Annotated in this window: 22 protein-coding genes and 4 tRNA genes; 21 read left to right on the top strand and 5 right to left on the bottom strand. The window is 48.9% G+C overall.

Annotated elements, in window-relative coordinates; genetic code table 11:
• The first annotated feature begins 34 nt into the window (after positions 1-34).
• From M0415_RS17060 to M0415_RS17045, 4 genes are all read left to right on the top strand, one after another.
• Positions 35-110: transfer RNA gene (locus M0415_RS17060), tRNA-Glu, on the top strand.
• Between the two features lie 100 nt (positions 111-210).
• Positions 211-286: transfer RNA gene (locus tag M0415_RS17055), tRNA-Glu, on the top strand.
• Positions 287-386: 100 nt separating this feature from the next.
• A tRNA-Glu gene (locus tag M0415_RS17050) sits at positions 387-462 on the top strand.
• Between the two features lie 100 nt (positions 463-562).
• Positions 563-638, top strand: a tRNA-Glu gene (locus M0415_RS17045).
• A gap of 548 nt (positions 639-1,186) precedes the next feature.
• On the opposite strand, the gene M0415_RS17040 is transcribed toward M0415_RS17045, so the two are convergent.
• Positions 1,187-3,016, bottom strand: a complete 1,830-nt coding sequence (locus M0415_RS17040) for an ABC transporter ATP-binding protein (protein ID WP_086904850.1) — start codon at positions 3,014-3,016, stop codon at positions 1,187-1,189.
• Positions 3,017-3,197: 181 nt separating this feature from the next.
• Here M0415_RS17040 and M0415_RS17035 point away from each other — a divergent pair, with 181 nt between their 5' ends.
• From M0415_RS17035 to M0415_RS17000, 8 genes are all read left to right on the top strand, one after another.
• Positions 3,198-4,826, top strand: a complete 1,629-nt coding sequence (locus tag M0415_RS17035) for a DNA-3-methyladenine glycosylase 2 family protein (RefSeq protein WP_249554624.1) — start codon at positions 3,198-3,200, stop codon at positions 4,824-4,826.
• 119 nt (positions 4,827-4,945) lie between these two features.
• Positions 4,946-5,512 carry a methylated-DNA--[protein]-cysteine S-methyltransferase gene (locus M0415_RS17030; RefSeq protein ID WP_249554625.1) on the top strand — a complete coding sequence of 189 codons (567 nt, stop codon included), beginning with the start codon at positions 4,946-4,948 and terminating at the stop codon, positions 5,510-5,512.
• A gap of 33 nt (positions 5,513-5,545) precedes the next feature.
• The gene (locus M0415_RS17025) at positions 5,546-6,829 is read left to right on the top strand and encodes a DEAD/DEAH box helicase (protein WP_249554627.1); all 1,284 of its coding nucleotides are present in this window, start codon (positions 5,546-5,548) and stop codon (positions 6,827-6,829) included.
• A 65-nt stretch (positions 6,830-6,894) separates the two neighbouring features.
• Positions 6,895-7,365, top strand: a complete 471-nt coding sequence (locus M0415_RS17020; RefSeq protein ID WP_109287768.1) for a phosphatase domain-containing protein — start codon at positions 6,895-6,897, stop codon at positions 7,363-7,365.
• A gap of 148 nt (positions 7,366-7,513) precedes the next feature.
• Positions 7,514-9,034, top strand: coding sequence for a phospholipase D family protein (locus tag M0415_RS17015; protein WP_283771621.1), 1,521 nt, complete (start codon positions 7,514-7,516; stop codon positions 9,032-9,034).
• 91 nt (positions 9,035-9,125) lie between these two features.
• Entirely contained in the window at positions 9,126-10,037 is a 912-nt protein-coding gene (locus M0415_RS17010) for a chemotaxis protein CheV (RefSeq protein WP_249554631.1), read from the top strand.
• Positions 10,038-10,233: 196 nt separating this feature from the next.
• Complete coding sequence (gene sstT, locus M0415_RS17005; RefSeq protein ID WP_126512890.1) at positions 10,234-11,460, top strand: serine/threonine transporter SstT; 1,227 nt, start codon at positions 10,234-10,236, stop codon at positions 11,458-11,460.
• A 76-nt stretch (positions 11,461-11,536) separates the two neighbouring features.
• Complete coding sequence (locus tag M0415_RS17000; protein ID WP_249554633.1) at positions 11,537-12,061, top strand: CIA30 family protein; 525 nt, start codon at positions 11,537-11,539, stop codon at positions 12,059-12,061.
• 52 nt (positions 12,062-12,113) lie between these two features.
• On the opposite strand, the gene M0415_RS16995 is transcribed toward M0415_RS17000, so the two are convergent.
• Positions 12,114-13,493, bottom strand: a complete 1,380-nt coding sequence (locus tag M0415_RS16995; RefSeq protein WP_249554635.1) for a Gfo/Idh/MocA family oxidoreductase — start codon at positions 13,491-13,493, stop codon at positions 12,114-12,116.
• Positions 13,494-13,828: 335 nt separating this feature from the next.
• Here M0415_RS16995 and M0415_RS16990 point away from each other — a divergent pair, with 335 nt between their 5' ends.
• A complete protein-coding gene (locus M0415_RS16990) occupies positions 13,829-14,263 on the top strand; it encodes a hypothetical protein (protein WP_011625756.1) in 435 nt (144 codons plus the stop codon).
• 101 nt (positions 14,264-14,364) lie between these two features.
• Here the strand turns inward: M0415_RS16990 and M0415_RS16985 are convergent, their stop codons facing one another.
• The 3 genes from M0415_RS16985 to M0415_RS16975 all read right to left on the bottom strand — a co-directional run bounded on the left by M0415_RS16985 (position 14,365) and on the right by M0415_RS16975 (position 16,426).
• Positions 14,365-15,045, bottom strand: coding sequence for an RluA family pseudouridine synthase (locus M0415_RS16985; RefSeq protein ID WP_249554637.1), 681 nt, complete (start codon positions 15,043-15,045; stop codon positions 14,365-14,367).
• 95 nt (positions 15,046-15,140) lie between these two features.
• Entirely contained in the window at positions 15,141-15,695 is a 555-nt protein-coding gene (locus tag M0415_RS16980) for a protein disulfide oxidoreductase (protein WP_249554645.1), read from the bottom strand.
• Between the two features lie 104 nt (positions 15,696-15,799).
• Positions 15,800-16,426 carry an acyl carrier protein phosphodiesterase gene (locus tag M0415_RS16975; RefSeq protein WP_249554647.1) on the bottom strand — a complete coding sequence of 209 codons (627 nt, stop codon included), beginning with the start codon at positions 16,424-16,426 and terminating at the stop codon, positions 15,800-15,802.
• A 182-nt stretch (positions 16,427-16,608) separates the two neighbouring features.
• On the opposite strand from M0415_RS16975, the gene M0415_RS16970 reads away from it, so the two are divergent.
• The 8 genes from M0415_RS16970 to M0415_RS16935 all read left to right on the top strand — a co-directional run bounded on the left by M0415_RS16970 (position 16,609) and on the right by M0415_RS16935 (position 23,599).
• Positions 16,609-16,812, top strand: a complete 204-nt coding sequence (locus M0415_RS16970) for a hypothetical protein (RefSeq protein WP_011622163.1) — start codon at positions 16,609-16,611, stop codon at positions 16,810-16,812.
• Positions 16,813-16,876: 64 nt separating this feature from the next.
• Entirely contained in the window at positions 16,877-17,914 is a 1,038-nt protein-coding gene (gene queA, locus M0415_RS16965) for a tRNA preQ1(34) S-adenosylmethionine ribosyltransferase-isomerase QueA (RefSeq protein WP_249554648.1), read from the top strand.
• Between the two features lie 161 nt (positions 17,915-18,075).
• Positions 18,076-19,200, top strand: coding sequence for a tRNA guanosine(34) transglycosylase Tgt (tgt, locus tag M0415_RS16960; protein WP_011622165.1), 1,125 nt, complete (start codon positions 18,076-18,078; stop codon positions 19,198-19,200).
• A 26-nt stretch (positions 19,201-19,226) separates the two neighbouring features.
• On the top strand, positions 19,227-19,559 hold the full coding sequence (gene yajC, locus M0415_RS16955; RefSeq protein WP_023267664.1) for a preprotein translocase subunit YajC: 333 nt from the start codon (positions 19,227-19,229) through the stop codon (positions 19,557-19,559).
• A 17-nt stretch (positions 19,560-19,576) separates the two neighbouring features.
• Positions 19,577-21,427, top strand: coding sequence for a protein translocase subunit SecD (secD, locus tag M0415_RS16950; RefSeq protein WP_088212208.1), 1,851 nt, complete (start codon positions 19,577-19,579; stop codon positions 21,425-21,427).
• 12 nt (positions 21,428-21,439) lie between these two features.
• Complete coding sequence (secF, locus tag M0415_RS16945; RefSeq protein WP_023267666.1) at positions 21,440-22,387, top strand: protein translocase subunit SecF; 948 nt, start codon at positions 21,440-21,442, stop codon at positions 22,385-22,387.
• Between the two features lie 257 nt (positions 22,388-22,644).
• Positions 22,645-22,962, top strand: coding sequence for a putative signal transducing protein (locus tag M0415_RS16940; protein ID WP_088212207.1), 318 nt, complete (start codon positions 22,645-22,647; stop codon positions 22,960-22,962).
• A 277-nt stretch (positions 22,963-23,239) separates the two neighbouring features.
• The gene (locus tag M0415_RS16935) at positions 23,240-23,599 is read left to right on the top strand and encodes a rhodanese-like domain-containing protein (protein ID WP_011716501.1); all 360 of its coding nucleotides are present in this window, start codon (positions 23,240-23,242) and stop codon (positions 23,597-23,599) included.
• Positions 23,600-23,602: the final 3 nt, after the last annotated feature.

Genomic DNA, 23,602 nt, shown 5'->3' with positions numbered 1-23,602 from the left:
GACCTCAGTTATGAGGAAAAACATAAGTCCTTGTGTCCCCTTCGTCTAGAGGCCTAGGACACCGCCCTTTCACGGCGGTAACAGGGGTTCGAATCCCCTAGGGGATACCACTCTATCCCTTAAAGATAGGGTGCTATCACAAATGACTAACGAGTGATTTGTGAGATAACTAGCAAGACCTCAGTGATGAGGCTAAACATCAGTCCTTGTGTCCCCTTCGTCTAGAGGCCTAGGACACCGCCCTTTCACGGCGGTAACAGGGGTTCGAATCCCCTAGGGGATACCACCCTATCCCTTAAAGATAGGGTGCTATCACAAATGACTAGCGAGTGATTTGTGAGATAACTAGCAAGACCTCAGTGATGAGGCTAAAAATCAGTCCTTGTGTCCCCTTCGTCTAGAGGCCTAGGACACCGCCCTTTCACGGCGGTAACAGGGGTTCGAATCCCCTAGGGGATACCACTCTATCCCTTAAAGATAGGGTGCTCTGACAAATGACTAGCGAGTGATTTGTGAGATAACTAGCAAGACCTCAGTTATGAGGAAAAACATAAGTCCTTGTGTCCCCTTCGTCTAGAGGCCTAGGACACCGCCCTTTCACGGCGGTAACAGGGGTTCGAATCCCCTAGGGGATACCACCTCAACTAAAATTAATCGCTAATGTTAGTTGAGAACAATAAGCCACCTTTAGGTGGTTTTTTTGTATCTAAAATTCGTTATCCTGCCATAAGCCATAAGCCATAAGCCATAAGCCATAAGCCATAAGCCATAAGCCATAAGCCATAAGCCATAAGCCATAAGCCATAAGCCATAAGCCATAAGCCATAAGCCATAAGCCTATTCTATTGAGATCGCATCAGTTTATTTGTCTTGGATTGCGGTAGGGGAGTTAGTATTTTCTGCTGTATTTACCTCTTATCAAATCGCAGTACCTACCTATATAAGAGCAAACGGCGTGTCATCTCAGTAGAGCACCATACTTGAAGGAATTGGTTTGCGGATATTGTTGAGGATAAGTGCCTGCAACAAACTCTTTGTGCTTGTACCACCTAGCCAATAAAGCAAACGCAAACAATAAGACCACTAATAAAGCCAAATAAAAAGGCGACTCTAGGTCGCCTTTTACATCCAAACTCAATGATTTTTCACATCAAAGTGTAAGGTAGTGCGCTTAATAAACGCAAAGCTACTCAATCCCGAGGAAGCCACCAGTTTGATGCGCCCAAAGCTGGGCATAGATACCGCCTGCAGCAATCAACTCTTGATGGGTGCCTTGCTCGACGATACGACCTTGATCGAGCACGATTAATCTGTCCATCGCCGCGATAGTGGACAATCTATGGGCAATTGCGATCACAGTCTTTCCTTGCATTAGTTCGTACAAGCTTTCCTGAATCGCAGCTTCCACTTCGGAGTCCAAGGCAGAAGTCGCCTCATCGAGCAGTAAAATCGGCGCATTTTTCAATAGTACCCGAGCAATCGCGATACGTTGTCTCTGTCCGCCGGAGAGCTTAACCCCACGTTCACCCACTTGTGCATCTAAGCCATGGTTGCCATTAGGATCGGTCAGTTCATTAATAAAATCATGGGCCTGAGCCTGTTTTATTGCATGCTCGAGTTGGGTTTCGCTCGCATCAGGATTACCGTAAAGAATATTCTCCCGAATAGTGCGATGCAGTAGAGACGTATCTTGAGTCACCATGCCAATCTGTGAACGCAGTGAGTCCTGCTTGACCGCTTTAATATCTTGGCCATCGATACAAATTTGGCCTTTCTCAACATCGTAAAAACGCATCAACAGGTTCACCAGCGTGGACTTACCCGCACCAGAACGGCCAACGAGACCGACTTTTTCGCCCGCTTTGATATTGAGGTTTAGATCTTCGATAACACCGGTTTCTTCGCCGTAATGGAAACTCACCTGATTAAAATCGATACGTCCTTGCTCAACCACTAAAGTGTTGGCATTGGGCGAATCTTGGATAAGTGTTGTCTTGGAAAGGGTATTCATCCCATCGGTTACTGTGCCGATATTTTCAAATAACGAACTGATTTCCCACATGATCCATTGCGACATGCCATTGAGACGCAGCGCTAAACTCACGGCAATCGCAATCGCTCCAACGGAGATGGCATTGTCACTCCAGAGCAGGATAGACACAGCGGCAATACTGAAGGCGAGCATATAGTTAATCACCTGCACACTAACACTGATCCCCGTGACAAGGCGCATCTGGCGGTACACAGTGTCGAGGAAACTGCGCATACTCGCCTTGGCATACTCGGCTTCTTTATCCGTATGGGCGAAGAGTTTCACCGTGGTGATATTGGTGTAACTGTCGACAATGCGTCCTGTCATCGTCGAGCGCGCATCGGCCTGTTCAGTCGAAACTGTTTTCAGCCTAGGCACAAAATACCACTGTAAACCGATATAGAGCGCCAGCCAGATCAGCATGGGGATCACCAGACGCACATCGGCGCTGGCCACCATCACCAGCATGGAGGTGAAATACACTAAAATGTACACCAGCACATCGAGCAGTTTCATTACGGTTTCGCGTACCGCAAGGGAAGTTTGCATCACTTTAGTGGCAATACGGCCGGCAAAATCATTTTGATAGAAGGACACGCTTTGCTTGAGCAGATAGCGGTGCGCAAGCCAACGAATCGACATGGGATAATTACCCAGCAAGGTTTGATGCATGATCAGCGCATGGAATAGCACTAATAATGGCATCACCACTAGGACCATCAGCCCCATTAATAACAGCGTTGATCCCTCATCTTGAAAGAGTGTCTCAGGGCTTTTTTTCACTAACCAATCGACTAATTGCCCCATAAAGCCAAATAGCGAGACTTCGAGCATGGCGATTAATGCCGTCAGCACTGACATTAATATAAGCGGTAATTCATAGCCCTTAGTGTAATGGCGGCAAAACGCATACACCCCTGTGGGCGGCTTGGTTGGTTCGCCATCGGGCAGGGCTTCAACCCAAGATTCAAATCGTTTAAACATGAATTGACTCTATTTTATTGAGAAAAGTGGATGGGGAAAACGTCGAGGTGTCTAGCATATAGGATCTTGCACTTTAAAAGCACGCGATGATCCAGTTCCGTTTTCCGCGAGTGTGCTAGCATAGGGTGACGTACAGTAACCGACAAGTACAAAATTGTGAATAAGAGTGTCGGATAGCCAAATGAAGCAGACAGCCGTGAGCCAAAACTCAACCCCAAAACCGCCATTCGAGCCGGCATTAAGCGACGCGCAGGATTGCCAAATATCCGCCGGGATTTGCCGTGAAGCGCGCATGAGCCGCGATCCACGTTTTGACGGTAAGTTCTTTGTGGGCGTGTTAAGTACGGGGATCTATTGCCGAACAGTGTGCCCAGCCGTTGCACCTAAAGAAGAAAATGTGCGTTATTTTGACTCGGCCATTAAAGCTGCGCAGGCGGGACTTAGACCTTGTCTACGTTGCCGCCCCGACAGTGCTCCTGGCTCTAATCCGTGGAAAGGCACTAACACAACCTTAGACAGAGCTATAGGTTTGATTGAAGCTGGCGCCTTATCTGGTGAGCACGGATTAACGGTCGAGGCCTTGGCGGACAAATTGGGGATCAGCAGCCGTTATTTAAATAAATTATTTACCGCAGGATTTGGCACTTCACCTAAACAATTTGCCCTCTATCGTCAGTTATTGTTCGCAAAGCAGTTGTTGCATCAGACGCAGTTGCCCATCACTCAGGTCGCCCTTGCCGCAGGCTTTAACAGCATCCGCCGTTTCAACGAAGCGTTTCAGCAGGCGCTGCAATTAACGCCTACACAGTTACGAAAATCCAGCCAGAAATCGACTATTAAAATAGACGACGGGGAGAGTGCCGAACTCGCTTGTTCGCAGGAGATGCCAGCGCACAGTTTGAGTCTGTATCAGTATTATCGACCGCCACTCGATTGGTCGGCGCAATTAGCCTTTTATCGCCTGCGCGCCGTCGCAGGCATGGAATGGTTTAGTGAGAGTGTAACCCCTCACTCCCATGAGGCGATTGACCCAAATATACCACTTGAGTATGGCCGTACCCTGCAACTTGAGGATATTCGCGCAGTGGTGCATATCGTCCATGAGGCACCTTTGCATCGCTTTAAAATCACGCTGACGTTAACGCCTGACTCGCCCTTATCCGGCCTACAAAAGCTCATCACCCAAGTGCGGCGCATTTTAGACCTCGATGCCGATATGCAGCAGATTGAACACAACCTTCAGCACTTGACCGATCTAAAACTCAGTAGCAAATCCGGGCTTAGGATCCCTGGCGCAGGCGCGGTGTTTGAGGCGGGTTGCCGAGCCGTCTTAGGTCAGCAGGTGAGCGTAGTGCAGGCTACTAAATTACTGAATATATTGGTCGAAGCCTATGGCGAGCGCTTTAGTTTAAATGGGCGTGAATATCGCCTGTTTCCCACGCCGCAGGCGATTCGTGAGGCGAGTCTCGATGAGCTTAAAATGCCCGGCGCACGCAAACTGGCGCTTAATGCGCTTGCAGCCTTTATCTGTGAGCAGCCCGAAGCCTCAGTCGATGAGTGGATTGGGGTAAAAGGCATCGGTCCTTGGACCATTGCCTACGCCAAAATGCGTGGACTTGGCGATCCGAATATCTTCTTGCACACAGATTTAATTGTTAAAAAACAGTTGTTAGCCAGTGTTGCCGCGCAAAAAGGCGTGGATATTGAAGCGGTAAAGCAGCTGGATTATACAACGCTTGCACAGCAGGTGAGTGCGGATATCGCCCCTTGGGGGAGTTATTTAACCTTTCAGCTGTGGTCCGATGCATAAGGCATTTCTGGCCACTCGTTATGGATCCAGTACCTAGGCTCCATATGAGAGCCACTAATAGAAACATTATTTGAAGCACAGTACGAAACACTGTACTAAAGCCGTTTACGAGAACCATTATGAGCCAGAATTTCTCCCAACTGATTAGCGCGCCAACGGCCAAAGATTATCAGCCCTGCGCTGTCGATACCTTAAGTACCCCTGTGGGCGAACTACAACTCAATGCCAATGCCTACGGATTGAGCCATTTAACGGTCGTTGGCTCGAGCCGAACGGAGATCCCGCTAAAGGTTGCAACTTATGACGAACTTGTGCGGGCCAAAAGCCATATTGAGCAGGCAAAGGCGCAGCTTCAAGATTATTTTCGCGGTGAGTTAACCGAGTTCCACTTAAACTTAGCGCCTAAGGGTACCGAGTTTCAGCAGCAGGTGTGGCAGGCGCTGGTGCAGGTCGGTTATGGCCAGAGTTGCAGTTATGGCGATATCGCCCAGCGTATCGACAGGCCAAAAGCCGTTAGGGCGGTGGGGGCCGCCAATGGCGCCAATCCCATCGCGATTATTGTGCCCTGTCATCGTATCATTGGTAAAAATGGCCAATTAACCGGTTATGCCTATGGACTAACGATGAAACAACAGCTGTTAATGCTGGAATCGACAAGCAAGGGAGCGCATTTTACGTTAGAATAGCGCTCATATTTTTGATGAACCATGTAATTTTTTATGACCCAAGCTTCTTCCTCCGTTGCCAGCTTTGCCCAACTTGGCATTATAGCGCCCCTGTGTAATCGACTCACTGAGCTGACCTATGCGGCGCCTACGCCCATACAAGCGGCGACTATTCCGGCCGTGCTCAGTGGACGGGACGTATTAGCGGGGGCGAATACGGGCTCTGGCAAAACGGCCGCCTTTGCCGTGCCGTTATTACAGCGCCTGTTTGAGGCGAAAACCGCGGAAAAATCGGCAGGCCAAGTGCGTTGTTTGGTACTCGTGCCAACCCGCGAATTGGCGCAGCAAGTTGCCGATAGCTTTTTATCCTATGCCTCTCACTTCAATGGCCAACTTAAGATAGTCGCTGCGTTTGGCGGCGTGTCTGTCAATCTGCAAATGCAAAGCTTACGTGCGGGAGCCGATGTGCTGGTGGCAACACCAGGCCGTTTATTGGATTTATTAGCCAGCAATGCGCTTAAGTTAAATCGCGTCTCGGCCTTAGTGTTGGATGAAGCAGACCGCATGCTAAGCCTTGGGTTTACTGATGAATTAAATCAAGTGCTTGAGGCGCTTCCAGCCAAGAAACAAACCTTATTATATTCGGCGACATTCCCTGAAGAAGTGCGTGCACTCACGGCCAAATTACTCCATCAACCGCTTGAATATCATCTGCAAAGTGAGCAAGAAAGCACCATTGAACAGCGCGTTATCACAGTCAACCGTGAACAAAAAACGGCGCTGTTGGCACACTTGATTAAACAGCATCAGTGGTCGCAGGCGCTTATCTTTGTTAGCGCTAAAAACACCTGTAATCACCTCGCACAGAAGCTGTCTAAACGTGGGATCAGTGCCGAAGTCTTCCATGGCGATAAGGCGCAAGGTGCGCGAACTCGAGTACTCGATGGTTTTAAAAGTGGCGACATCAGTGTATTGATTGCGACTGATATCGCAGCCCGCGGTATTGATATTGATAAACTCCCTGTGGTGATTAACTTCGATTTGCCAAGAAGTCCGGCCGATTATATGCACCGTATTGGCCGTAGCGGCCGCGCAGGGGAGGCGGGGTTGGCGGTGACCTTGATTTCACATGAGGAATATCATCACTTCGGCGTGATAGAAAAGAAAAACAAAATCAAACTTGTACGTGAACAAATCCCAGGATTTGAAGCGAATGCCGAGATGCCACTCGAAGTGTTAGCGCAGGAAAAACCGCAGGCTAAACCCGAAGGCACCGGCAAGAAAAAGCGTAAGCAGTTACCCGCGGCGAACCTTGAATTTTGGGGTAAAAAGTCTTAATTCCTTGGACGTGAGTTATGCTTAGTGCATCTCATGTCCCTTCGCATCTGGTTTGTGGGAGCAGTATGCAGCATCTATTTTGGTTAGTTGAAGGTAAGATCGCGGGTCGAAGCGGCCCCAACAAGGACCCTTGGGATTTAGCCGAGCTTAAGTCTTTGGGGATCCGTGCGGTGTTATCCGTGAATGGCGGAGAGGGCTGTGAGCCGGGCAGTTTTAAGCACCACGGACTGCGTTATGAATGCATTCCTTTTTCCCGCAATGTCCCGCCGCAGGAAGGGGATGTTGCTATATGTGTTGCCCAGTTACCGCGGGCGCTGGCCTTTATTCAGCAGTGTGAAGCCGATAACTTGCCCGTGCTAATCCATTGCCGCTCGGGCAAAGACCGTACTGGGCTTATTATGGCCTATTACTTGATGGTCAATGGCGCCGCGCCTTTGCATGCCGTTAGCCAAGTGCGCAGCATTCGCGACATTGCGTTTACTGCCGAAGGTTGGGATCAGTTTGCCTTCGATGTGCTCTATGCGTTACAGGATTAACCCTCTGAATTCATAAAATAAGGAATACCATTTAGTGACGATATTCGGGATATCATCGCGTAACTGTGGCGCCGTTTTCGCCAACAAACTCGCTCAACATCTTGCTAAAGAGATAGGGCGTAATCGCAAAATTTATCCCGTCAAACAAATGGTATTTCGTCTCTCGCTTCCCTTTTGGGGGCTTTTGCTCCTGTTGATTAACGGTTGTAGCTCAATGGCAGAATTACCCGCAAAATCAATTGAAACAGCCTATCCCTTAGCCGAAAACTCCACCCTGTATCAGGCGGTAAAAACCGCCATGGCGCAGCATCCCGAGCAAACTGGCGTGTTCCCCCTCGGTGATGGGGTCGATGCCTTCGTCGCTCGCTTGTTGCTGATTGAGTCAGCTGTCAGCAGTATCGATCTGCAATATTATATTTATCGTAATGATGAAACGGGCCGCTTGCTGACGTGGTTTTTATTGGATGCTGCGGATCGCGGGGTGAGAGTACGTTTATTGCTGGACGATATGACCAGTGCTGACATGGACGAGCAGCTAATTGCCCTCGCGCGCCATCCTAACATCAGTATTCGGCTGTTTAACCCAAGCACGGAGCGTAATTACCGCGGCCTTGCCATGTTGTTTGGTTTTAGTCGCTTAAATCATAGGATGCATAATAAGTCGTTCACCGTGGACAATGTAATGACCATTGTCGGTGGGCGTAATATTGGTGATGAGTATTTTGCGGCGAATCGTGACCTCGAATTTGGCGATTTTGATCTGTTAGCCATGGGCGATGCAGTGCCTAAGGTATCCGATGAGTTTGACCTATATTGGAATGCTGACTCCACCCATCCTATTGAAGTATTGAGCGATCATAATCCCACGCAGGCGGAGCTTGAAGCGCTGGCGCAGCAAATGAGCGAGCAGCGTGAACTGTCCAAGTCCAGCGAATATGTGAAGCGTTTAGCCCAAAGTCAGTTATTGGCAAATTTGCAGAGCGATAGCATGACGTGGTTTTGGGGCAAAGCCCTAGTGCTCGTTGATCCGCCCGATAAGTTGCTGCAAGGCGATAAATCCACTTGGCTGCTCAGCCAGTTATTACCTTACCTGACGCAGGTGGAGTCCGAGTTACTCATCATTTCGCCTTATTTTGTGCCGACGCAATCGGGAACCGATCTGCTCACACTCTTAGCGCAGTCGGGCAAACGGGTGCGCGTGCTGACCAATAGTCTGGCGGCGACCGATGTGCTGGCGGTACATGCGGGATATAAGCAGTATCGAAAAACCTTGTTGGCCGCGGGCGTTGAAATCTACGAAGTGAAAGCACAGGCGGGTGAGCGTTCCCACAGTTGGCATGGCAGTTCAAAAAGTAGCCTGCATGCCAAATCGTTTGTATTTGATAATAATCAGATATTTGTGGGCTCATTTAACTTTGATCCCCGTTCTGCGGCGGTGAATACCGAGCTTGGATTGTTGATCACTCAACCGCAATTTAGTCAGCAAGTGGCTCACAAAATTGAGGAGAAACTGGCAAGCAACACCTATCGGCTCGCCTTAGAAGAGGGGGAGTTGGTGTGGTGGGATGACGCCAACAAGCAGCGCTACGACAGTGAGCCCGACGCGGGATTTTGGCGTATTTTTGTCGCCGATTTCCTCGGGTTACTGCCAATAGAGTCACAGTTATAAGCTAAGGTGACTAAATAGCGGTTTTAGCTGTCGCAACTCATTTTGCGAACCGCTATGATAAAAACAGAATCGTTAATGAGAATTTAGGTTTATGAAAAGCAAGGCAAGTCAATCGCAAGGGCTATTACTGTTTCGGTTATCGCAAACACAGGTCTTTGCTCTGGGCACGCTAAAAATCCGTGAGTTAGTGCCATACACTCCGCTGAGTAAAATTCCTCAATCTCACCCAACTATCATGGGGGCCGCAACGATTCGCGGCCATACCATTCCCGTGGTGGATATGGCGGCAGCGATTGGTTACCGCCCCATCAGCGATGAAGAGCGCCAACATTGCTATATCATCATTACCGATTGTCAGCGGATGATTATCGGCTTTTTGGTGCGGGCGATTGATAAGATTATCGAGTGTAATTGGCGTGATATTGAGGCGCCTTCGGCTAATTTAGGCCGCAATGCTTTTTTAACCGGAGTAACACGTTACGATAATCAGCTGGTGCAGTTACTCGACGTTGAGTTGTTGCTGTCGAAGGTGTTCCCCGATGCGCCCGAGGCTAATCGTGCCATTTTAACTGACGTGCAGCGCGAGAAGTTAAAACCCATGCGTATTTTGCTGGTGGATGATTCTAAGGTCGCGCGTAAACAACTCTCCGATGCGCTCGATAGCATTAACATTCCTTATTTTGTGACCCCAGACGGTAAAGATGCGCTCTCGATTATGGAGCAGGCCGCCGCCGAGCATCATCCTATTGATATTCTGGTCAGCGATATTGAAATGCCAGGGCTCGATGGCTATGAGCTGGCGTTTGAAGTCCGGGATAATCCACTCCTCGCCAATGCCTATATTATTTTGCATACCTCACTTTCGAGCGAGATAAGCGTCAGCCAAGCCCATCAAGTTGGCGCGAATGAGGCGCTCACTAAATTTGATGCCCACGAGCTGGTGGAAGCCATGCTACGGGGCGCCGATTTAGCGGCAAAGCGGGCAAGCTCAGCGCCAAACTAAGCATTAAACATAGCGCCAAACTGGGCGCTATGTTGGATTTTTGTAAGGGTTTTGCAGGGGCAGGGTAATTTAATCGGCTTATTTCCCTGCAAAGCTAGACAAGTTCCATCACATCCTATAAAAACCTTATTGGCCTCAATGTTGAAGGTGTGGGGTGGGGAAACTCAGCCGAAATATAATAACGACAGGTTAAGTCATGAAACAAGAATCATCTTTTTTAGCCAAGTTGGCTAATGGCAGTTTGGTGCTGCAAATTCTCGTGGGGATCATCGCTGGTGTGAGTTTAGCCAGTTATTCACATGAAGCCGCAAAGCAAGTCGCGTTTTTAGGTAGTCTCTTCGTAGGTGCATTAAAAGCCATCGCACCTATTCTGGTGTTTATCCTTGTGGCGTCTTCCATCGCCAATCAAAAGAAAAATACTCAAACTAATATGCGCCCGATTGTGGTGCTGTACTTATTTGGTACCTTCGCCGCTGCGTTAACCGCCGTGGTGTTAAGCATGCTGTTCCCAACCAATCTAGTGTTGGTTGCCGGCGTTGAGGGCACCAGTCCACCGCAGGGTATTGGTGAAGTGTTAAATACCTTACTCTTCAAACTGGTTGATAACCCAGTCAATGCGTTAATGACGGGCAACTACATTGGCATTTTAGCTTGGGGTGTAGGTTTAGGTTTAGCCTTGCACCATGCGAGTGATTCGACCAAACAAGTGTTTGCCGATGTGAGCCATGGTATTTCGCAAATGGTGCGTTTTATCATCCGGTTAGCGCCTATCGGTATTTTCGGTCTGGTGGCGGCGACGTTTGCCGAAACTGGTTTTGCCGCCATTGCCGGTTACGCTCAGCTGTTGGCCGTGTTACTCGGCGCGATGGCGATCATAGCTTTGATTGTTAACCCACTGATTGTTTACGTGAAAATCAAGCGTAATCCCTATCCTTTAGTGATCCGTTGTTTGCGCGAAAGTGGCGTAACCGCATTTTTCACCCGTTCTAGTGCGGCGAACATTCCGGTGAATATGGCGCTGTGTGAAAAATTAAAGCTGCATGAAGACACCTATTCTGTCTCTATCCCGCTAGGCGCAACCATTAACATGGGCGGCGCGGCGATTACTATTACCGTGCTGACCTTAGCCGCGGCGCATACCTTAGGCATTCAGGTGGATTTATTAACGGCGTTACTGCTGAGTGTAGTGGCGGCAATTTCGGCCTGTGGTGCATCCGGTGTGGCCGGTGGTTCGTTACTGCTTATTCCGCTGGCCTGTAGCCTGTTTGGTATTTCCAATGATGTGGCCATGCAAGTGGTTGCCGTTGGCTTTATTATCGGGGTTATCCAAGATGCAGCCGAAACCGCACTGAATAGCTCTACGGACGTGATTTTTACCGCCGCAGCTTGTGAAGCCGCTGAAAACAAAGCTAAACTTGGATAAAGTGTGCTGTTGTTAGTGTAGAAAAAGTATCATAAGAGCAGTCACCTCGGTGGCTGCTTTTTTTATGGGAGTAGTTATGATCCTTTTCGATTTTAAGGACTTAGGTGCGGCTAAGTCTTGGTATGGCGTCAATGATACTGTGATGGGCGGCCTGTCACGCAGTAAGCTCACTATCTCTCCGTTAGGTTACGGGATGTTTAGCGGCCATGTGTCGCTGGCCAATGGTGGTGGGTTTGCCTCGGTGCGCTGCGAGTTTGCACCGCTTGATGTCGGGGAGTTTAGTGGGATTTACCTCGAACTCGACCGCGACAGGAGCAAGCATTACAAAGTGAATCTTAAGGATGCCGATACACCGCAGAGTACGGTTTATCAGGCGCCAATGCCCGATGCTAAGCATCAATCCTTTGGCGTTAATGGTGGCAGTATTATTCACTGGCAGCGTATTGAAATCCCTTTTTCGGCGTTTCATCCCCAGTGCCGTGGTAAACCGATTGAGCGCGCTGCGATCGATTTAAGCCGTTTGACTAGCATAGGGCTGGTAATTGGCGCGCAGCAAAGTGGTGATTTTTCGTTGAAGATTAGATCGATTGGTTGCTATTAAAGGGATAAACCTGAGTTTATCCCTTTACGTTAACCGCCCGCTTTCGAGTGCTCTAGGCGCCGACAATCCCTAAGGGCGTGGCATGTTCCCACGCGCCGCGGGTAAAGTCGGGGAAGTTGACCGAGTTGCTGCGGTTATTCAGCGATTGCTCACTTAAAATATTCACCACAGACCAAGCGGCGCCATCGTACACATCCTGATCGAGCGCCTCGCCGTTACGTAGGCAATAGACCATACGCCAGAGCATCACAAAATCCATCCCGCCGTGACCGCCGTTGATTTCGGCTTCTTTACCGATGCGTTGCCACAGTGGGTGATCGTATTTGTCATACCACTTTTGCATGTCCATATCCCACTCGTGGTAACTCTTACCAAAGCCGCCGTGCTCAACGGCAATCCGGTTTGGGAACCCGGCAAAAACGCCATTGGTGCCTTGGATAAGATTATGGCGGCTGTAGGGACGAGGGGTTGTGGTATCGTGCTGAACCATAATGGTTCGGCCCTTTACTGTTTTAATCAGGCTAGTGCTCATATCGCCATTGATATACTTGAGCTGATTACGTTCATGATCGGCGGGAAATTCTCGTTTGGCATACAGCGCGCGCCCGAGTGCGGGTGAACTCATGGAGGTGAGATAATCGAAACGGTCACCGCGGTTGATGTTCATATATTGAGAAATCGGCCCTAAGCCGTGGGTCGGATATAAGTTACCGTTGCGTTTGGTGTGCCAATAGGTGCGCCATGAACCAGTTTTATGGTCGATTTCCTTCATTTGCCAGCGCAGCTCATGGATATAAGCGGCCTCACCGTGGAGCAACTCGCCAAACACACCTTGGCGCACCATGTTGAGCACCATCAATTCTTCGCGGCCGTAATTGACGTTCTCCATCATCATGCAGTTTTTCTGGGTGCGTTCGGCGGTGTCTACAAGTTGCCAGCATTCTTCCACTGTCAGTGCTAATGGCACTTCCACAAAAGCGTGTTTACCGCTTTCCATGGTATCGATGGCCATGGGAGCGTGCCATTCCCACGGGGTTGAAATAATCACAATATCGATATCATCGCGGTTTAACAGCTCGCGATAGCTGAGATCATTCCCCGTGTAGACCGCAGGTTTTGGCCGGTTTTGCTTAACGATATGCTCAACGGCTCTATCGATAACGGCTTGGTGGGTATCACAAATGGCTTTAAGTTCTACGCCGTCTAAGTGACCGAATTGTTCGACATGGCTAAAACCCCGCTCTCCCACACCGATAAAACCGACTCTAACCAGCTCCATTTTCGGGGCGATAAGTCCGATAACGGATTTTCCAACGCGGGGTTTAGGGGCAACGCTGCTGGCGTTGGCATTGAGGGCAATATTGGCCGTAACTAGACCTGCGGTAACGGCGCCCGCAGCTTTTAGAAAATGGCGGCGATGAATATTGTGCATAGGCTTCCTGCATTATTTTTAATTATTTGTAGGGCGATGTATATCCCGTTTGTTATATCAGAATCCTAAGCCGAGTGAATAATAAAAGATGTAACAACCTCATTCGTGCGGATGAATGCACAAGAGGTGAAATAAGGTATTTATCTTTACTTTAGCGATAGGTAAATAGTGATAAAGATCGCGTTTTTATTTTCTAATTAAGCTACACTGCCGATTAATTAATCAGGCGAAATTATCTTTTAGTTTTTAAACGTTTAGCAAATTTAATTTAACCAAAAAGTTACATTTTGTGGTGAATTTGGGGTAATTTGCGACTCGGGGGAGTAAAGCGGTAAATGGGTTCTATGCTTAATGTACTACCACAACTGACGTTCACTTTAGGTGAGTGGGTATTGCATAAGGATATCAGGATGTCTGGGATTGAAAAACGCCGTCGCCTTCATTGGCGGGAGTCAGATATGCAAAATCGAGAAATTATTGGTCGTTGGTTAGATGAGCGTCCACTGCTTGGTGACAAAATTACCCTCTATAAAGAAGCGGACAAATATTATTTAGAAACTTGGTTTAGCGATGGCTGCCATAGTTTGGATGAAGTGAGTTTGTCCGATACGCCGCAGGGCCAAAAAGTGGAAGATGTTGGCGGCAACTTCTTCGGTGAATATTTTATGGTGACGCCCGCCATGCAACTGCAGTTTTGCAATGAGCAGGGCAGTTATTTCCAAGTCGATAAGTTAATGGCGGATATTGATTTCAATCAGCGCGTAGCTTAATCAGTGCCGTGAAAGACGCTAATCAATAAATCGGTAAATCCCAATCAGGTTTGCTCAATACGAGGTCGCTTAAGGCGACCTCGTGTCTTTTTAGCTGTTAACTATTTGTGCGAAGCCGTGAAGGGATGCTTACTGTAAAAATGCATGGCTTTACCCGAGTAAGGGTGGGTAAAGCGTAAACTTTGGGCGTGAAGGCAGAGTCTCGGTCTGGCTTTTATCACCTCAGCATCGCCATAAAATTCATCCCCAAGAATGGGATGCCCCAAGGCGAGCATATGCACCCTCAGCTGGTGGGTTCGGCCTGTTTGTGGCGTTAATTCGACTAAGGTGCTGTTTTCGCGTCTTTCTAGCACTCGGTAATGGGTCAGAGCACTCTTGGCGCCAGCCGTCCCCGCCGTTTGCGTCTTTTGATAGGGCGGGTGCTCGGGATCGGGCGCGATGGCTAAATCAATTATCCCAGCATCCTTTGCAATCAAACCCATGACCTCGGCGATATACACTTTTTCGTTTTGCCTATCTTGGAACTGGGTCTTTAACTGGGACTCGGCCTTTTTGTTGCGGGCAAACACCATAATGCCTGAGGTGGCGCAATCGAGTCGATGCACGAGAATGGTGTCAGGATACAAGCGTTGTAGTCGGGTCAGGGCACAATCGAAGGTATGTGCGGCTCGGCCGGGGTTAGACAACAATCCAGAAGGTTTATTAATAATGATCAAATCCCTATCTTGATAGCGAAGATCTATCCAAGGGACTGAAGGGGGCTGGTAATCGAATATCTGCATCGTATCCTCATCATTTGCGCGGCCATACTAGCAAAATATCAGTCACTAAGCAGTATATTCTCGAGCTGGCGTTTGCTGAGGCTGTTATAACTGAACTAGAACTGAGCCAACCACAATCTGAACTTCATGCCCCAAGTCGAGGTGACTCCCGAGGTGACATAACGGATTTCCCCTTGGGTATCGATAATATAAATAGCAGGAAATGCCATCGCCCCCCACTGAGTGCTTCGCTCACCTTTGTCATCGTTTAGCACCGGAAAGTGATATTGGTGCTCGTCCATATAGTGCTGGATCTCGCGATCACTGCCAGAGGCCACCGCCACTGAAATGACATTATGGTCTTGGTTGATACTCTCAACCATAGGGGAGGTGACGCGGCACACAGGGCACCAAGTGCCCCAGAAATAGACTAATGTTGGCTCTGTCTGGGCAGAATTAAGTGTAAGCTGGCTACCATCAATCGCGATACCACTTAATACTGGCGCTTGATCGGTGATCATATCCCGTTGCAAATAGAGGCTGACGCCGTAGAGCACCAACGCCATGATGCTAAGATCCCTAAGCTGTTTAAGCCAAAAGCGCGGGCTTCGTAGTTTTTGGCGCCAACTGAGAGCTTGAGCTGGCTTAGCGCTTGAGTTAGCAGTCGTCACTGTGACGGAAACCTCACTAAATAGGCGTTATCGCAAAGGCGTTAGGGTAAACGCTTAGGCTTAAACAAGGCTTGATACCAGAATGGAGGTGTTCGACTTAGAGCTTAGTCGGCTGAGCCATTCGGTAGATAGTCACTCGGGGTTTTGCGACTCCAAATACGGGTGTAGGCCATCAACTGAGGGTAAAAGGTGCGAAAGGCGGTTTCTGTCTCTATCTGCATTTTTGCTAGCAGTTTATCCGCGCCGTTAAATAAGGCACTGTGCGGATGACCTTTTGCCCGTTGCGCTAAGGCCTGTTGAATGCCTTTAGGCGTGGCGTAAGCGTTTAACCAATCTTGACTGCGCATATCGGCGATGAGGTTCAGACAGGGCTGAGGGTGATACTCATCGCTTTGCGTCGCAAATTCTGCCAGTTCGCGATAGGCCTTTTGGCAAAACTCGGGCAGCGGCAGGTGATGATATTCTTCCCAGTAGTAGGCTAAATAATGATCGAAACTTACGAACATCAAATCTGCTGCTATGCTTGTTAATTGGGCAGGGAACAGGGCCATTAGCTCTTGGGTCAGTTCATGGGTGGCGCAGAGCTGATTGATTTCTTGGTTTAACCACAGTCCTTGGCGAAGTGCTTGTGGCGCAGAATCGATTGGCGCGGTGATAAAATTGCCTGCCAGATTGGCGCCTAGGTGGGTTTTACTGATCCCGGCCAGATGTAAGTGTGTAAGAATGTTCATTTTTTGTGCTTGGTTAATCGCGTTAGTTCACGGTATCATGGGCGGGCGCGCTGAGGAAAGCGCAAATAGGCAAAAATCGTGTGCTTTTCTAAGGGAGTGCTTACGTTAGCGTTTCAACAGGAGGGTAAATGCTAACAATGGGCTGAAAATGCACCAATCAATTAACCTGTTAAGGATCATGGATGATGTGGAACTGGTTTACCAAAATGCTCGGTAAAGACGAGCGTCCTAAGCGTAAAAAAGTGCTTGTCGATATTCCCTATGAGCAACATAGCTTTCGTATGGATCATTTTTCGCGGACTCGACCTAAATATGATGTCGATGATGCGTTAGCCTCAAATGTGCTAAATGAGTCAGACGCCGATATGGATATCGCGAACAAGTAATCTTGATCTTATTGGTCTCTAACCATAGACTAGCCGCCGTTCTAAGCTATCTAGAGGCCTTTGCATGCGCGTAACAGACTTTTCCTTCGATCTTCCCGACGAACTTATCGCTCGTTATCCCATGGCGCAGCGCAATGCGTCACGTCTGTTAACCTTAGATGGCAATACTGGCACGCTCGCCGATAAACAGTTTACCGATCTGCTGGGGATGATTAATCCCGGCGACTTAATGGTATTTAACAATACCCGGGTGATCCCCGCGCGTTTATTTGGCCAAAAGGCCAGTGGCGGCAAACTCGAGATTTTAGTTGAGCGTATGCTCGATGATAAGCACATCCTCGCCCATGTGCGTAGCTCTAAATCCCCTAAGGTGGACAGTATTATCCACCTCGACGGCGGTTATGAGATGAAGATGGCTGCGCGCCATGACGCTTTATTTGAGCTCGAACTCTTATCCGACCTGACTATTTTAGAAGTGCTCGAAGCGGTAGGGCATATGCCACTGCCTCCTTATATCGACCGTCCCGATGAGGATGCCGATAAAGAGCGTTATCAAACTGTGTATAACCAAAACCCCGGAGCGGTTGCCGCGCCAACGGCTGGCCTTCATTTTGACGATGCAATGCTTGAGGCATTAAAAGCCAAGGGCGTGAATATCGCGTTTGTTACCCTGCACGTCGGAGCAGGCACCTTCCAACCTGTGCGCGTTGATAACGTGCTCGAGCACAAAATGCATTCCGAATGGGCCAATGTGCCGCAGGATGTGGTGGATTTAATTGCCCAAACTAAAGCGGCGGGCAAGCGTGTGGTTGCTGTGGGGACAACGTCCGTGCGCTCCCTGGAGAGTGCGGCCCGTGCAAGTGAAGGCGAACTTAAAGCTTTTAGCGGCGATACCGATATCTTTATCTACCCTGGGTATCAGTTCCAAATCGTCGATGCCATGATCACCAACTTCCACCTGCCGGAATCAACCCTCATCATGTTGGTCAGTGCCTTTGCTGGTTTTGACCATGTTATGGCGGCGTATCAACACGCAATCACGCAAAAATATCGCTTCTTTAGCTATGGCGATGCCATGTTTGTGACGAAAAAAGCTCACTAGACCAAGATTTTGTTTTAAAATAGCCGCCCACATTGAGTTTGGGCGGTAATTTTTTTCAGCCAAAGGTTGAACCTTTTGGATCTGCCCCTATCTCTATTGTTAATCAAAATGGCGCGTGCCATTACAAATGTAGTCAGACTGTTTATCTGGCGAGGTGAATTATGAAATTTGAACTCGACACTACCGACGGCCGTGCGCGCCGTGGTCGCTTGATTTTTGAACGCGGCACGGTGGAAACCCCAGCTTTTATGCCTGTTGGTACCTACGGTACGGTAAAAGGCATGACGCCTGAAGAAGTGCGTGCCACTGGCGCGGATATTCTGCTCGGTAACACCTTCCACCTATGGTTACGTCCCGGCGAAGAAATCATGCGTAAGCATGGCGACTTGCACGACTTTATGAATTGGCAGCGTCCTATTCTGACCGACTCGGGTGGTTTCCAAGTGTTCAGTTTGGGTGACATTCGTAAAATTACCGAAGAAGGTGTGCATTTCCGTTCGCCAATCAACGGCGAGAAAATCTTCTTAGACCCTGAAAAATCAATGCAAATTCAACATGCATTGGGCAGTGATGTGGTGATGATTTTTGACGAATGTACGCCGTATCCGGCGACAGAAGATGAAGCGCGCAAGTCAATGCAGATGTCACTGCGTTGGGCTAAGCGTTCACGCGACGAGTTCGACCGTCTGGAAAACCCCAATTCATTATTCGGGATCATCCAAGGCAGTGTTTATGAAGATTTACGCGACGAGAGCTTAAAAGGCTTAGTCGAAATTGGTTTCGACGGTTATGCCGTCGGTGGTTTGGCCGTAGGTGAGCCTAAGGAAGACATGCACCGCATTCTTGAGCATGTCTGTCCACAAATTCCTGCGGACAAGCCGCGCTATCTGATGGGGGTCGGTAAGCCAGAGGATTTAGTTGAAGGTGTGCGTCGTGGTATCGACATGTTTGACTGTGTGATGCCAACCCGTAACGCCCGTAACGGTCATCTGTTTACCAGTGAAGGTGTGATCAAGATCCGCAATGCGCGTCATCGTGATGACACTTCACCGCTCGATCCTAAGTGTGATTGTTATACCTGTAAAAACTATTCACGGGCATACCTTTACCATTTAGATCGTTGTAATGAGATTCTGGGTGCGCGTTTAAACACCATTCACAACTTGAGATACTATCAAATGTTAATGGAAGGTTTGCGCGGGGCGATTGAGACGGGTACATTAGACGCCTTTGTAAAGGACTTCTATACCAGTCAAGGTCGTGAAGTACCAGAGTTAGTCGATTGATTTTTTGCTAATAAGAAGAGAAAACTATGTTCATTTCAAATGCATATGCAAATGCTGCAGGCGCTCCACAGGGTGGCGGCACCATGGAATTGATTTTCATGCTGGTGATTTTCGGTCTGATTTTCTATTTCATGATTTTCCGTCCGCAATCTAAGCGTGTTAAAGAGCACAAGAACCTGATGTCATCTTTAAGCAAGGGCGACGAAGTCCTGACCAGCGGCGGTATCTTAGGCAAGATTGCAAAGATCAGCGATGAAAATGACTACGTGTTACTGAGCTTGAACGACACGACTCAAATTACAATTAAAAAAGATTACATTGCAGCTGTATTGCCTAAGGGCTCTATCCAGTCGTTGTAAGCCAAGAGGGCTCAGGCGTGTTAAATAAATACCCAATGTGGAAAAACATTATGGTGGTGCTCGTCATCGCCATAGGTTGTTTCTATGCCGTACCTAACCTGTTCGGTGAAGATCATGCGGTGCAAGTAGTGGCGACTCGAGGTGCTGAAGTCACGGCATCTACCCAAGCCAGAGTGAACGAGCTGTTAGCCAGTAAGGGCATTGCGGTAAAACGTTCTGAGCTTGAAAAAGGCCAATTGTTGGTTCGCGTGCAAAATGCGGATCAACAGTTGCTGGCCAAGGAAACCATCGCCGAAGATTTAGGCGATAAGTTTACCGTGGCACTTAACCTTGCCCCTGCAACGCCGCAGTGGCTCGAGTCCATGGGCGGTAGCCCAATGAAACTCGGTCTGGACCTTCGTGGTGGTGTGCACTTCCTAATGGAAGTGGACATGGGCGAAGCCATCCGCAAGATGGAAGAGGCCAAAGTGGCCGATTTCCGTTCACAATTACGTGAAGAAAAAATCCGTTACGCGGGCATTCGCAACAATGCACAAGGTATCGAGATTAAATTCCGTGACAAAGAAAGTTTAGCCAGTGCAGAACGCTTCTTAAAATCGCGCAGCAATGACATGGTGTTCACCGACGTGACCAAGGGTGAAGACTTTGCTCTGCAAGCCGTGATGAGCGAAACCTATCTTAAGCAGATTAAAGAAGAAGCGCTGCAGCAAAACATTACCACTATCCGTAACCGTGTGAACGAGTTAGGGGTAGCTGAGCCTGTGGTACAACGCCAAGGTGCTGAGCGTATTATCGTTGAGCTGCCAGGTGTACAAGACACTGCCCGCGCCAAGGAAATCTTAGGTGCAACTGCATCGATTGAATTCCACATGGTAGACGATAAGGCCGACCCGAATGCGGCGCAATCTGGCCGTGTTCCAGCGGGTTCTGAGGTGTACCAACGCCGTGAAGGCGGTCAAGTGGTACTGAAGAAGGAAGTGATGCTAACGGGTGACCATATTACCGGCGCACAACCTAGCTTCGACCAATACAGCCGTCCACAGGTGAGCATCAACCTCGATGCTAAAGGCGGTACCATTTTCTCTAACGTGACTAAGGACAATATCGGTAAACCGATGGCGACCTTGTTCATCGAATATAAAGACAGCGGTGAGCGTAACGCCGATGGCAGCGTCAAAATGCAGAAAATCCAAGAAGTGATTTCTGTAGCGACCATCCAAGCGCGTTTAGGCCGTAACTTTGTGATCACTGGCTTAAGCCATGGTGAAGCACAAAACCTTGCATTACTGCTGCGTGCTGGTGCCCTGATTGCGCCAGTATCGATTGTGGAAGAACGTACTATCGGTCCAAGCCTAGGTGCGGAAAACATCGAAAGCGGTGTGCAAGCCATGATTTGGGGTATGGCAGTCGTACTTATCTTCATGTTGGTTTACTACCGTAGTTTTGGTTTGATCGCTAACTTAGCCTTAACGGCAAACTTAGTGATGGTGGTTGGGGTGATGTCTATGATCCCTGGCGCCGTATTAACCCTGCCAGGTATTGCGGGTATGGTGTTAACAGTGGGTATGGCGGTTGACGGTAACGTACTGATTTACGAGCGTATCCGTGAAGAGTTACGTGCAGGTCGCAGCGTGCAGCAGGCGATTCACGAAGGTTACGGTAACGCATTCTCGACCATCGCAGACGCTAACATTACTACCTTCCTGACAGCGCTGATCCTGTTCGCCGTCGGTACGGGCGCGATCAAAGGCTTCGCAGTAACTCTGATGATCGGTATTGCGACATCGATGTTTACCGCTATCGTTGGTACTCGCTCAATCGTGAACGCGATTTGGGGCGGTAAGCGCGTGAAGACGCTGTCTATCTAAGGGGAAGCGATAATGTTAGAAATTTTATCTTTAAAACGTACGGTTAACTTCCTCCGTCATGCGCTGCCTATCAGTATTATGTCTGCCATTTTGGTGTTTGGCTCGCTGGTGTCCTTGGCGACCAAAGGCATTAACTGGGGCTTAGACTTTACCGGCGGTACTGTGGTTGAGATGGAGTTTACTCAACCCGTCGATTTGAACGTGCTGCGTTCGAAATTGTCTGCACCTGAGTTAGATGGTGCAGTGGTACAAAACTTCGGTTCTAGCCGTGACATATTGGTGCGTCTGTCGGTGAAAGAAGGCGTGAGCAGCGATGTACAGGTGAAATCTGTGATGGCTGCGGCCCAACAAGTGGATGCGGGCGTTCAACAGAAACGTGTTGAATTCGTCGGTCCTCAAGTGGGTAAAGAACTGGCCGAGCAGGGCGGTTTAGCGGTATTGGTCGCGCTTATCTGTATCATGATCTACGTGTCTTTCCGTTTCGAATGGCGTTTAGCCTTCGGTTCGGTCGCTGCACTTGCCCACGACGTGATTGTGACCTTAGGTGTGTTCTCCTTATTCCAACTGGAATTCGACCTGACCGTATTGGCGGGCGTATTAACGGTTGTGGGTTACTCACTTAACGATACCATCGTTGTGTTTGACCGTATCCGTGAAAACTTCCTCAAGATGCGTAAGAGCGAGCCTGAAGAAGTGGTCAACGTCTCTATCACCCAAACCATGAGCCGTACCATTATCACTACCGGTACGACGCTGGTGACCGTTGTGGCGCTGTTCCTGAAGGGCGGTACTATGATCCACGGTTTTGCGACAGCACTTTTATTGGGTATTTTCGTCGGTACTTATTCTTCTATCTACGTAGCAAGTTACCTTGCGATCAAACTGGGCATTTGCCGTGAGCATATGATGCCAGTTGAAGTCGAGAAAGAAGGCGCCGATCAGCCTTCGATGATGCCTTAATCGGGCATTGAGACTCGAGGTCGTGTATCACGACTATTGAAAAAAGAGCCACCGCTGAGGTGGCTTTTTTTTACTGAGAATTTTGGCCTTTCCGATAATCTGCTAGCAAACTCACAACTTTATAGTGACTAATGCTGTAAAACCTAAATGTTAATTTTATTAACAACTGCTGTAAAAAACAGCGCTCGACAGGCTCGGTTATTTCACAGTAGGATGTCGGCTGCCCATATCTAGAGAGTATTGTTGTAGGATGTCGCATGGAAGAACGTAAGACGTTAGTCGCTGGTGGGAACTTATTGCAGGCCCATACATGGAAGGGGTTATTAGAAGCCTGTGGTATTCATGTGGAGTTGCGTGGCGAGGCCTTATTAGGCGGCGTGGGTGAATTGCCCGCCGGGCTACATAATGTTGAGCTTTGGGTACGTGAGTCGCAACTGGCGAAAGCACAGGCCCAATTAAGTGGTTTGGATGTGATTAGTCCCCAGTGGCAATGCGTGCAATGCCATGAGATGAATGAGGGCAGTTTTGAATTATGCTGGCATTGCAGCGCCGAGCGCAGCGAAAGCCATAATTAATCGTCATTCCATTCATCGTTTTTCAAACCGCTGACACTGCGATGCGTTGATGGCATGAGGCGAGCAATGCCGCCTTGTTCTCAGCGCCAAGCGCCTATTCCAGGCTACCCGAGTAAGGCTAAGAGGTTGGAGTCATTTCACCCCACGCAAGCTTTGGCTTATAAAGCCCGCGATTGTCACATGCCGTTAACCGCAAGGATTGCGTCTCCCCGCGTAGCGAATTACACTTCAATAGATATTAGCTAAGTCATTCAATCCCTTATCTAAGGAGGATCTGATGCATCCATCCAGTGCTTTTTCGGCTCTTGTCGAATCGATTCGTCCCCATGTTGTTGAAGTGAGTATTGAAGCCTATCAAGCCGATGACGCTTGGGTGTTGATTGATGTCCGTGAAGATAATGAATGGCTACAGGATCACCTGCCGCAGGCGAAACACATGAGCCGCGGTATTATTGAGCGCGACATTGAACAGCGCTTTCCCGATAAACATACACCCCTGTTGCTCTATTGCGCGGGCGGCGCTCGTTCAGTGCTGGCGGCCAGTAGTTTGCAGCTCATGGGTTACCAAAAGGTCGCCTCGTTGATTGGTGGTTACAAGGGCTGGATCCAACGTCAACTACCTGTGGTGCAAGAGTAATTT

The organism is Shewanella sp. 10B, assembly GCF_023475885.1.
GTDB classification, from domain to species: Bacteria; Pseudomonadota; Gammaproteobacteria; order Enterobacterales; family Shewanellaceae; genus Shewanella; species Shewanella mangrovisoli.
Note: the sequence above shows the minus strand (reverse complement) of the source record. Positions and strands in the feature narration are given on the sequence as shown.

What these genes read in the sequence shown, in the direction of transcription:
- yajC (WP_023267664.1), top strand. Translation starts at nt 19,227, where the DNA reads ATGTTCATTTCAAATGCATATGCAAATGCTGCAGGCGCTCCACAGGGT.
- M0415_RS16935 (WP_011716501.1), top strand. Translation starts at nt 23,240, where the DNA reads ATGCATCCATCCAGTGCTTTTTCGGCTCTTGTCGAATCGATTCGTCCC.
- M0415_RS17020 (WP_109287768.1), top strand. Translation starts at nt 6,895, where the DNA reads ATGCAGCATCTATTTTGGTTAGTTGAAGGTAAGATCGCGGGTCGAAGC.
- M0415_RS17010 (WP_249554631.1), top strand. Translation starts at nt 9,126, where the DNA reads ATGAAAAGCAAGGCAAGTCAATCGCAAGGGCTATTACTGTTTCGGTTA.
- M0415_RS17000 (WP_249554633.1), top strand. Translation starts at nt 11,537, where the DNA reads ATGATCCTTTTCGATTTTAAGGACTTAGGTGCGGCTAAGTCTTGGTAT.
- M0415_RS16990 (WP_011625756.1), top strand. Translation starts at nt 13,829, where the DNA reads ATGGGTTCTATGCTTAATGTACTACCACAACTGACGTTCACTTTAGGT.
- M0415_RS16985 (WP_249554637.1), bottom strand. Translation starts at nt 15,045, where the DNA reads ATGCAGATATTCGATTACCAGCCCCCTTCAGTCCCTTGGATAGATCTT.
- sstT (WP_126512890.1), top strand. Translation starts at nt 10,234, where the DNA reads ATGAAACAAGAATCATCTTTTTTAGCCAAGTTGGCTAATGGCAGTTTG.
- M0415_RS16975 (WP_249554647.1), bottom strand. Translation starts at nt 16,426, where the DNA reads ATGAACATTCTTACACACTTACATCTGGCCGGGATCAGTAAAACCCAC.
- secF (WP_023267666.1), top strand. Translation starts at nt 21,440, where the DNA reads ATGTTAGAAATTTTATCTTTAAAACGTACGGTTAACTTCCTCCGTCAT.
- M0415_RS17035 (WP_249554624.1), top strand. Translation starts at nt 3,198, where the DNA reads ATGAAGCAGACAGCCGTGAGCCAAAACTCAACCCCAAAACCGCCATTC.
- M0415_RS17030 (WP_249554625.1), top strand. Translation starts at nt 4,946, where the DNA reads ATGAGCCAGAATTTCTCCCAACTGATTAGCGCGCCAACGGCCAAAGAT.
- M0415_RS16940 (WP_088212207.1), top strand. Translation starts at nt 22,645, where the DNA reads ATGGAAGAACGTAAGACGTTAGTCGCTGGTGGGAACTTATTGCAGGCC.
- M0415_RS17040 (WP_086904850.1), bottom strand. Translation starts at nt 3,016, where the DNA reads ATGTTTAAACGATTTGAATCTTGGGTTGAAGCCCTGCCCGATGGCGAA.
- M0415_RS17015 (WP_283771621.1), top strand. Translation starts at nt 7,514, where the DNA reads ATGGTATTTCGTCTCTCGCTTCCCTTTTGGGGGCTTTTGCTCCTGTTG.
- queA (WP_249554648.1), top strand. Translation starts at nt 16,877, where the DNA reads ATGCGCGTAACAGACTTTTCCTTCGATCTTCCCGACGAACTTATCGCT.
- M0415_RS17025 (WP_249554627.1), top strand. Translation starts at nt 5,546, where the DNA reads ATGACCCAAGCTTCTTCCTCCGTTGCCAGCTTTGCCCAACTTGGCATT.
- M0415_RS16970 (WP_011622163.1), top strand. Translation starts at nt 16,609, where the DNA reads ATGATGTGGAACTGGTTTACCAAAATGCTCGGTAAAGACGAGCGTCCT.
- tgt (WP_011622165.1), top strand. Translation starts at nt 18,076, where the DNA reads ATGAAATTTGAACTCGACACTACCGACGGCCGTGCGCGCCGTGGTCGC.
- M0415_RS16995 (WP_249554635.1), bottom strand. Translation starts at nt 13,493, where the DNA reads ATGCACAATATTCATCGCCGCCATTTTCTAAAAGCTGCGGGCGCCGTT.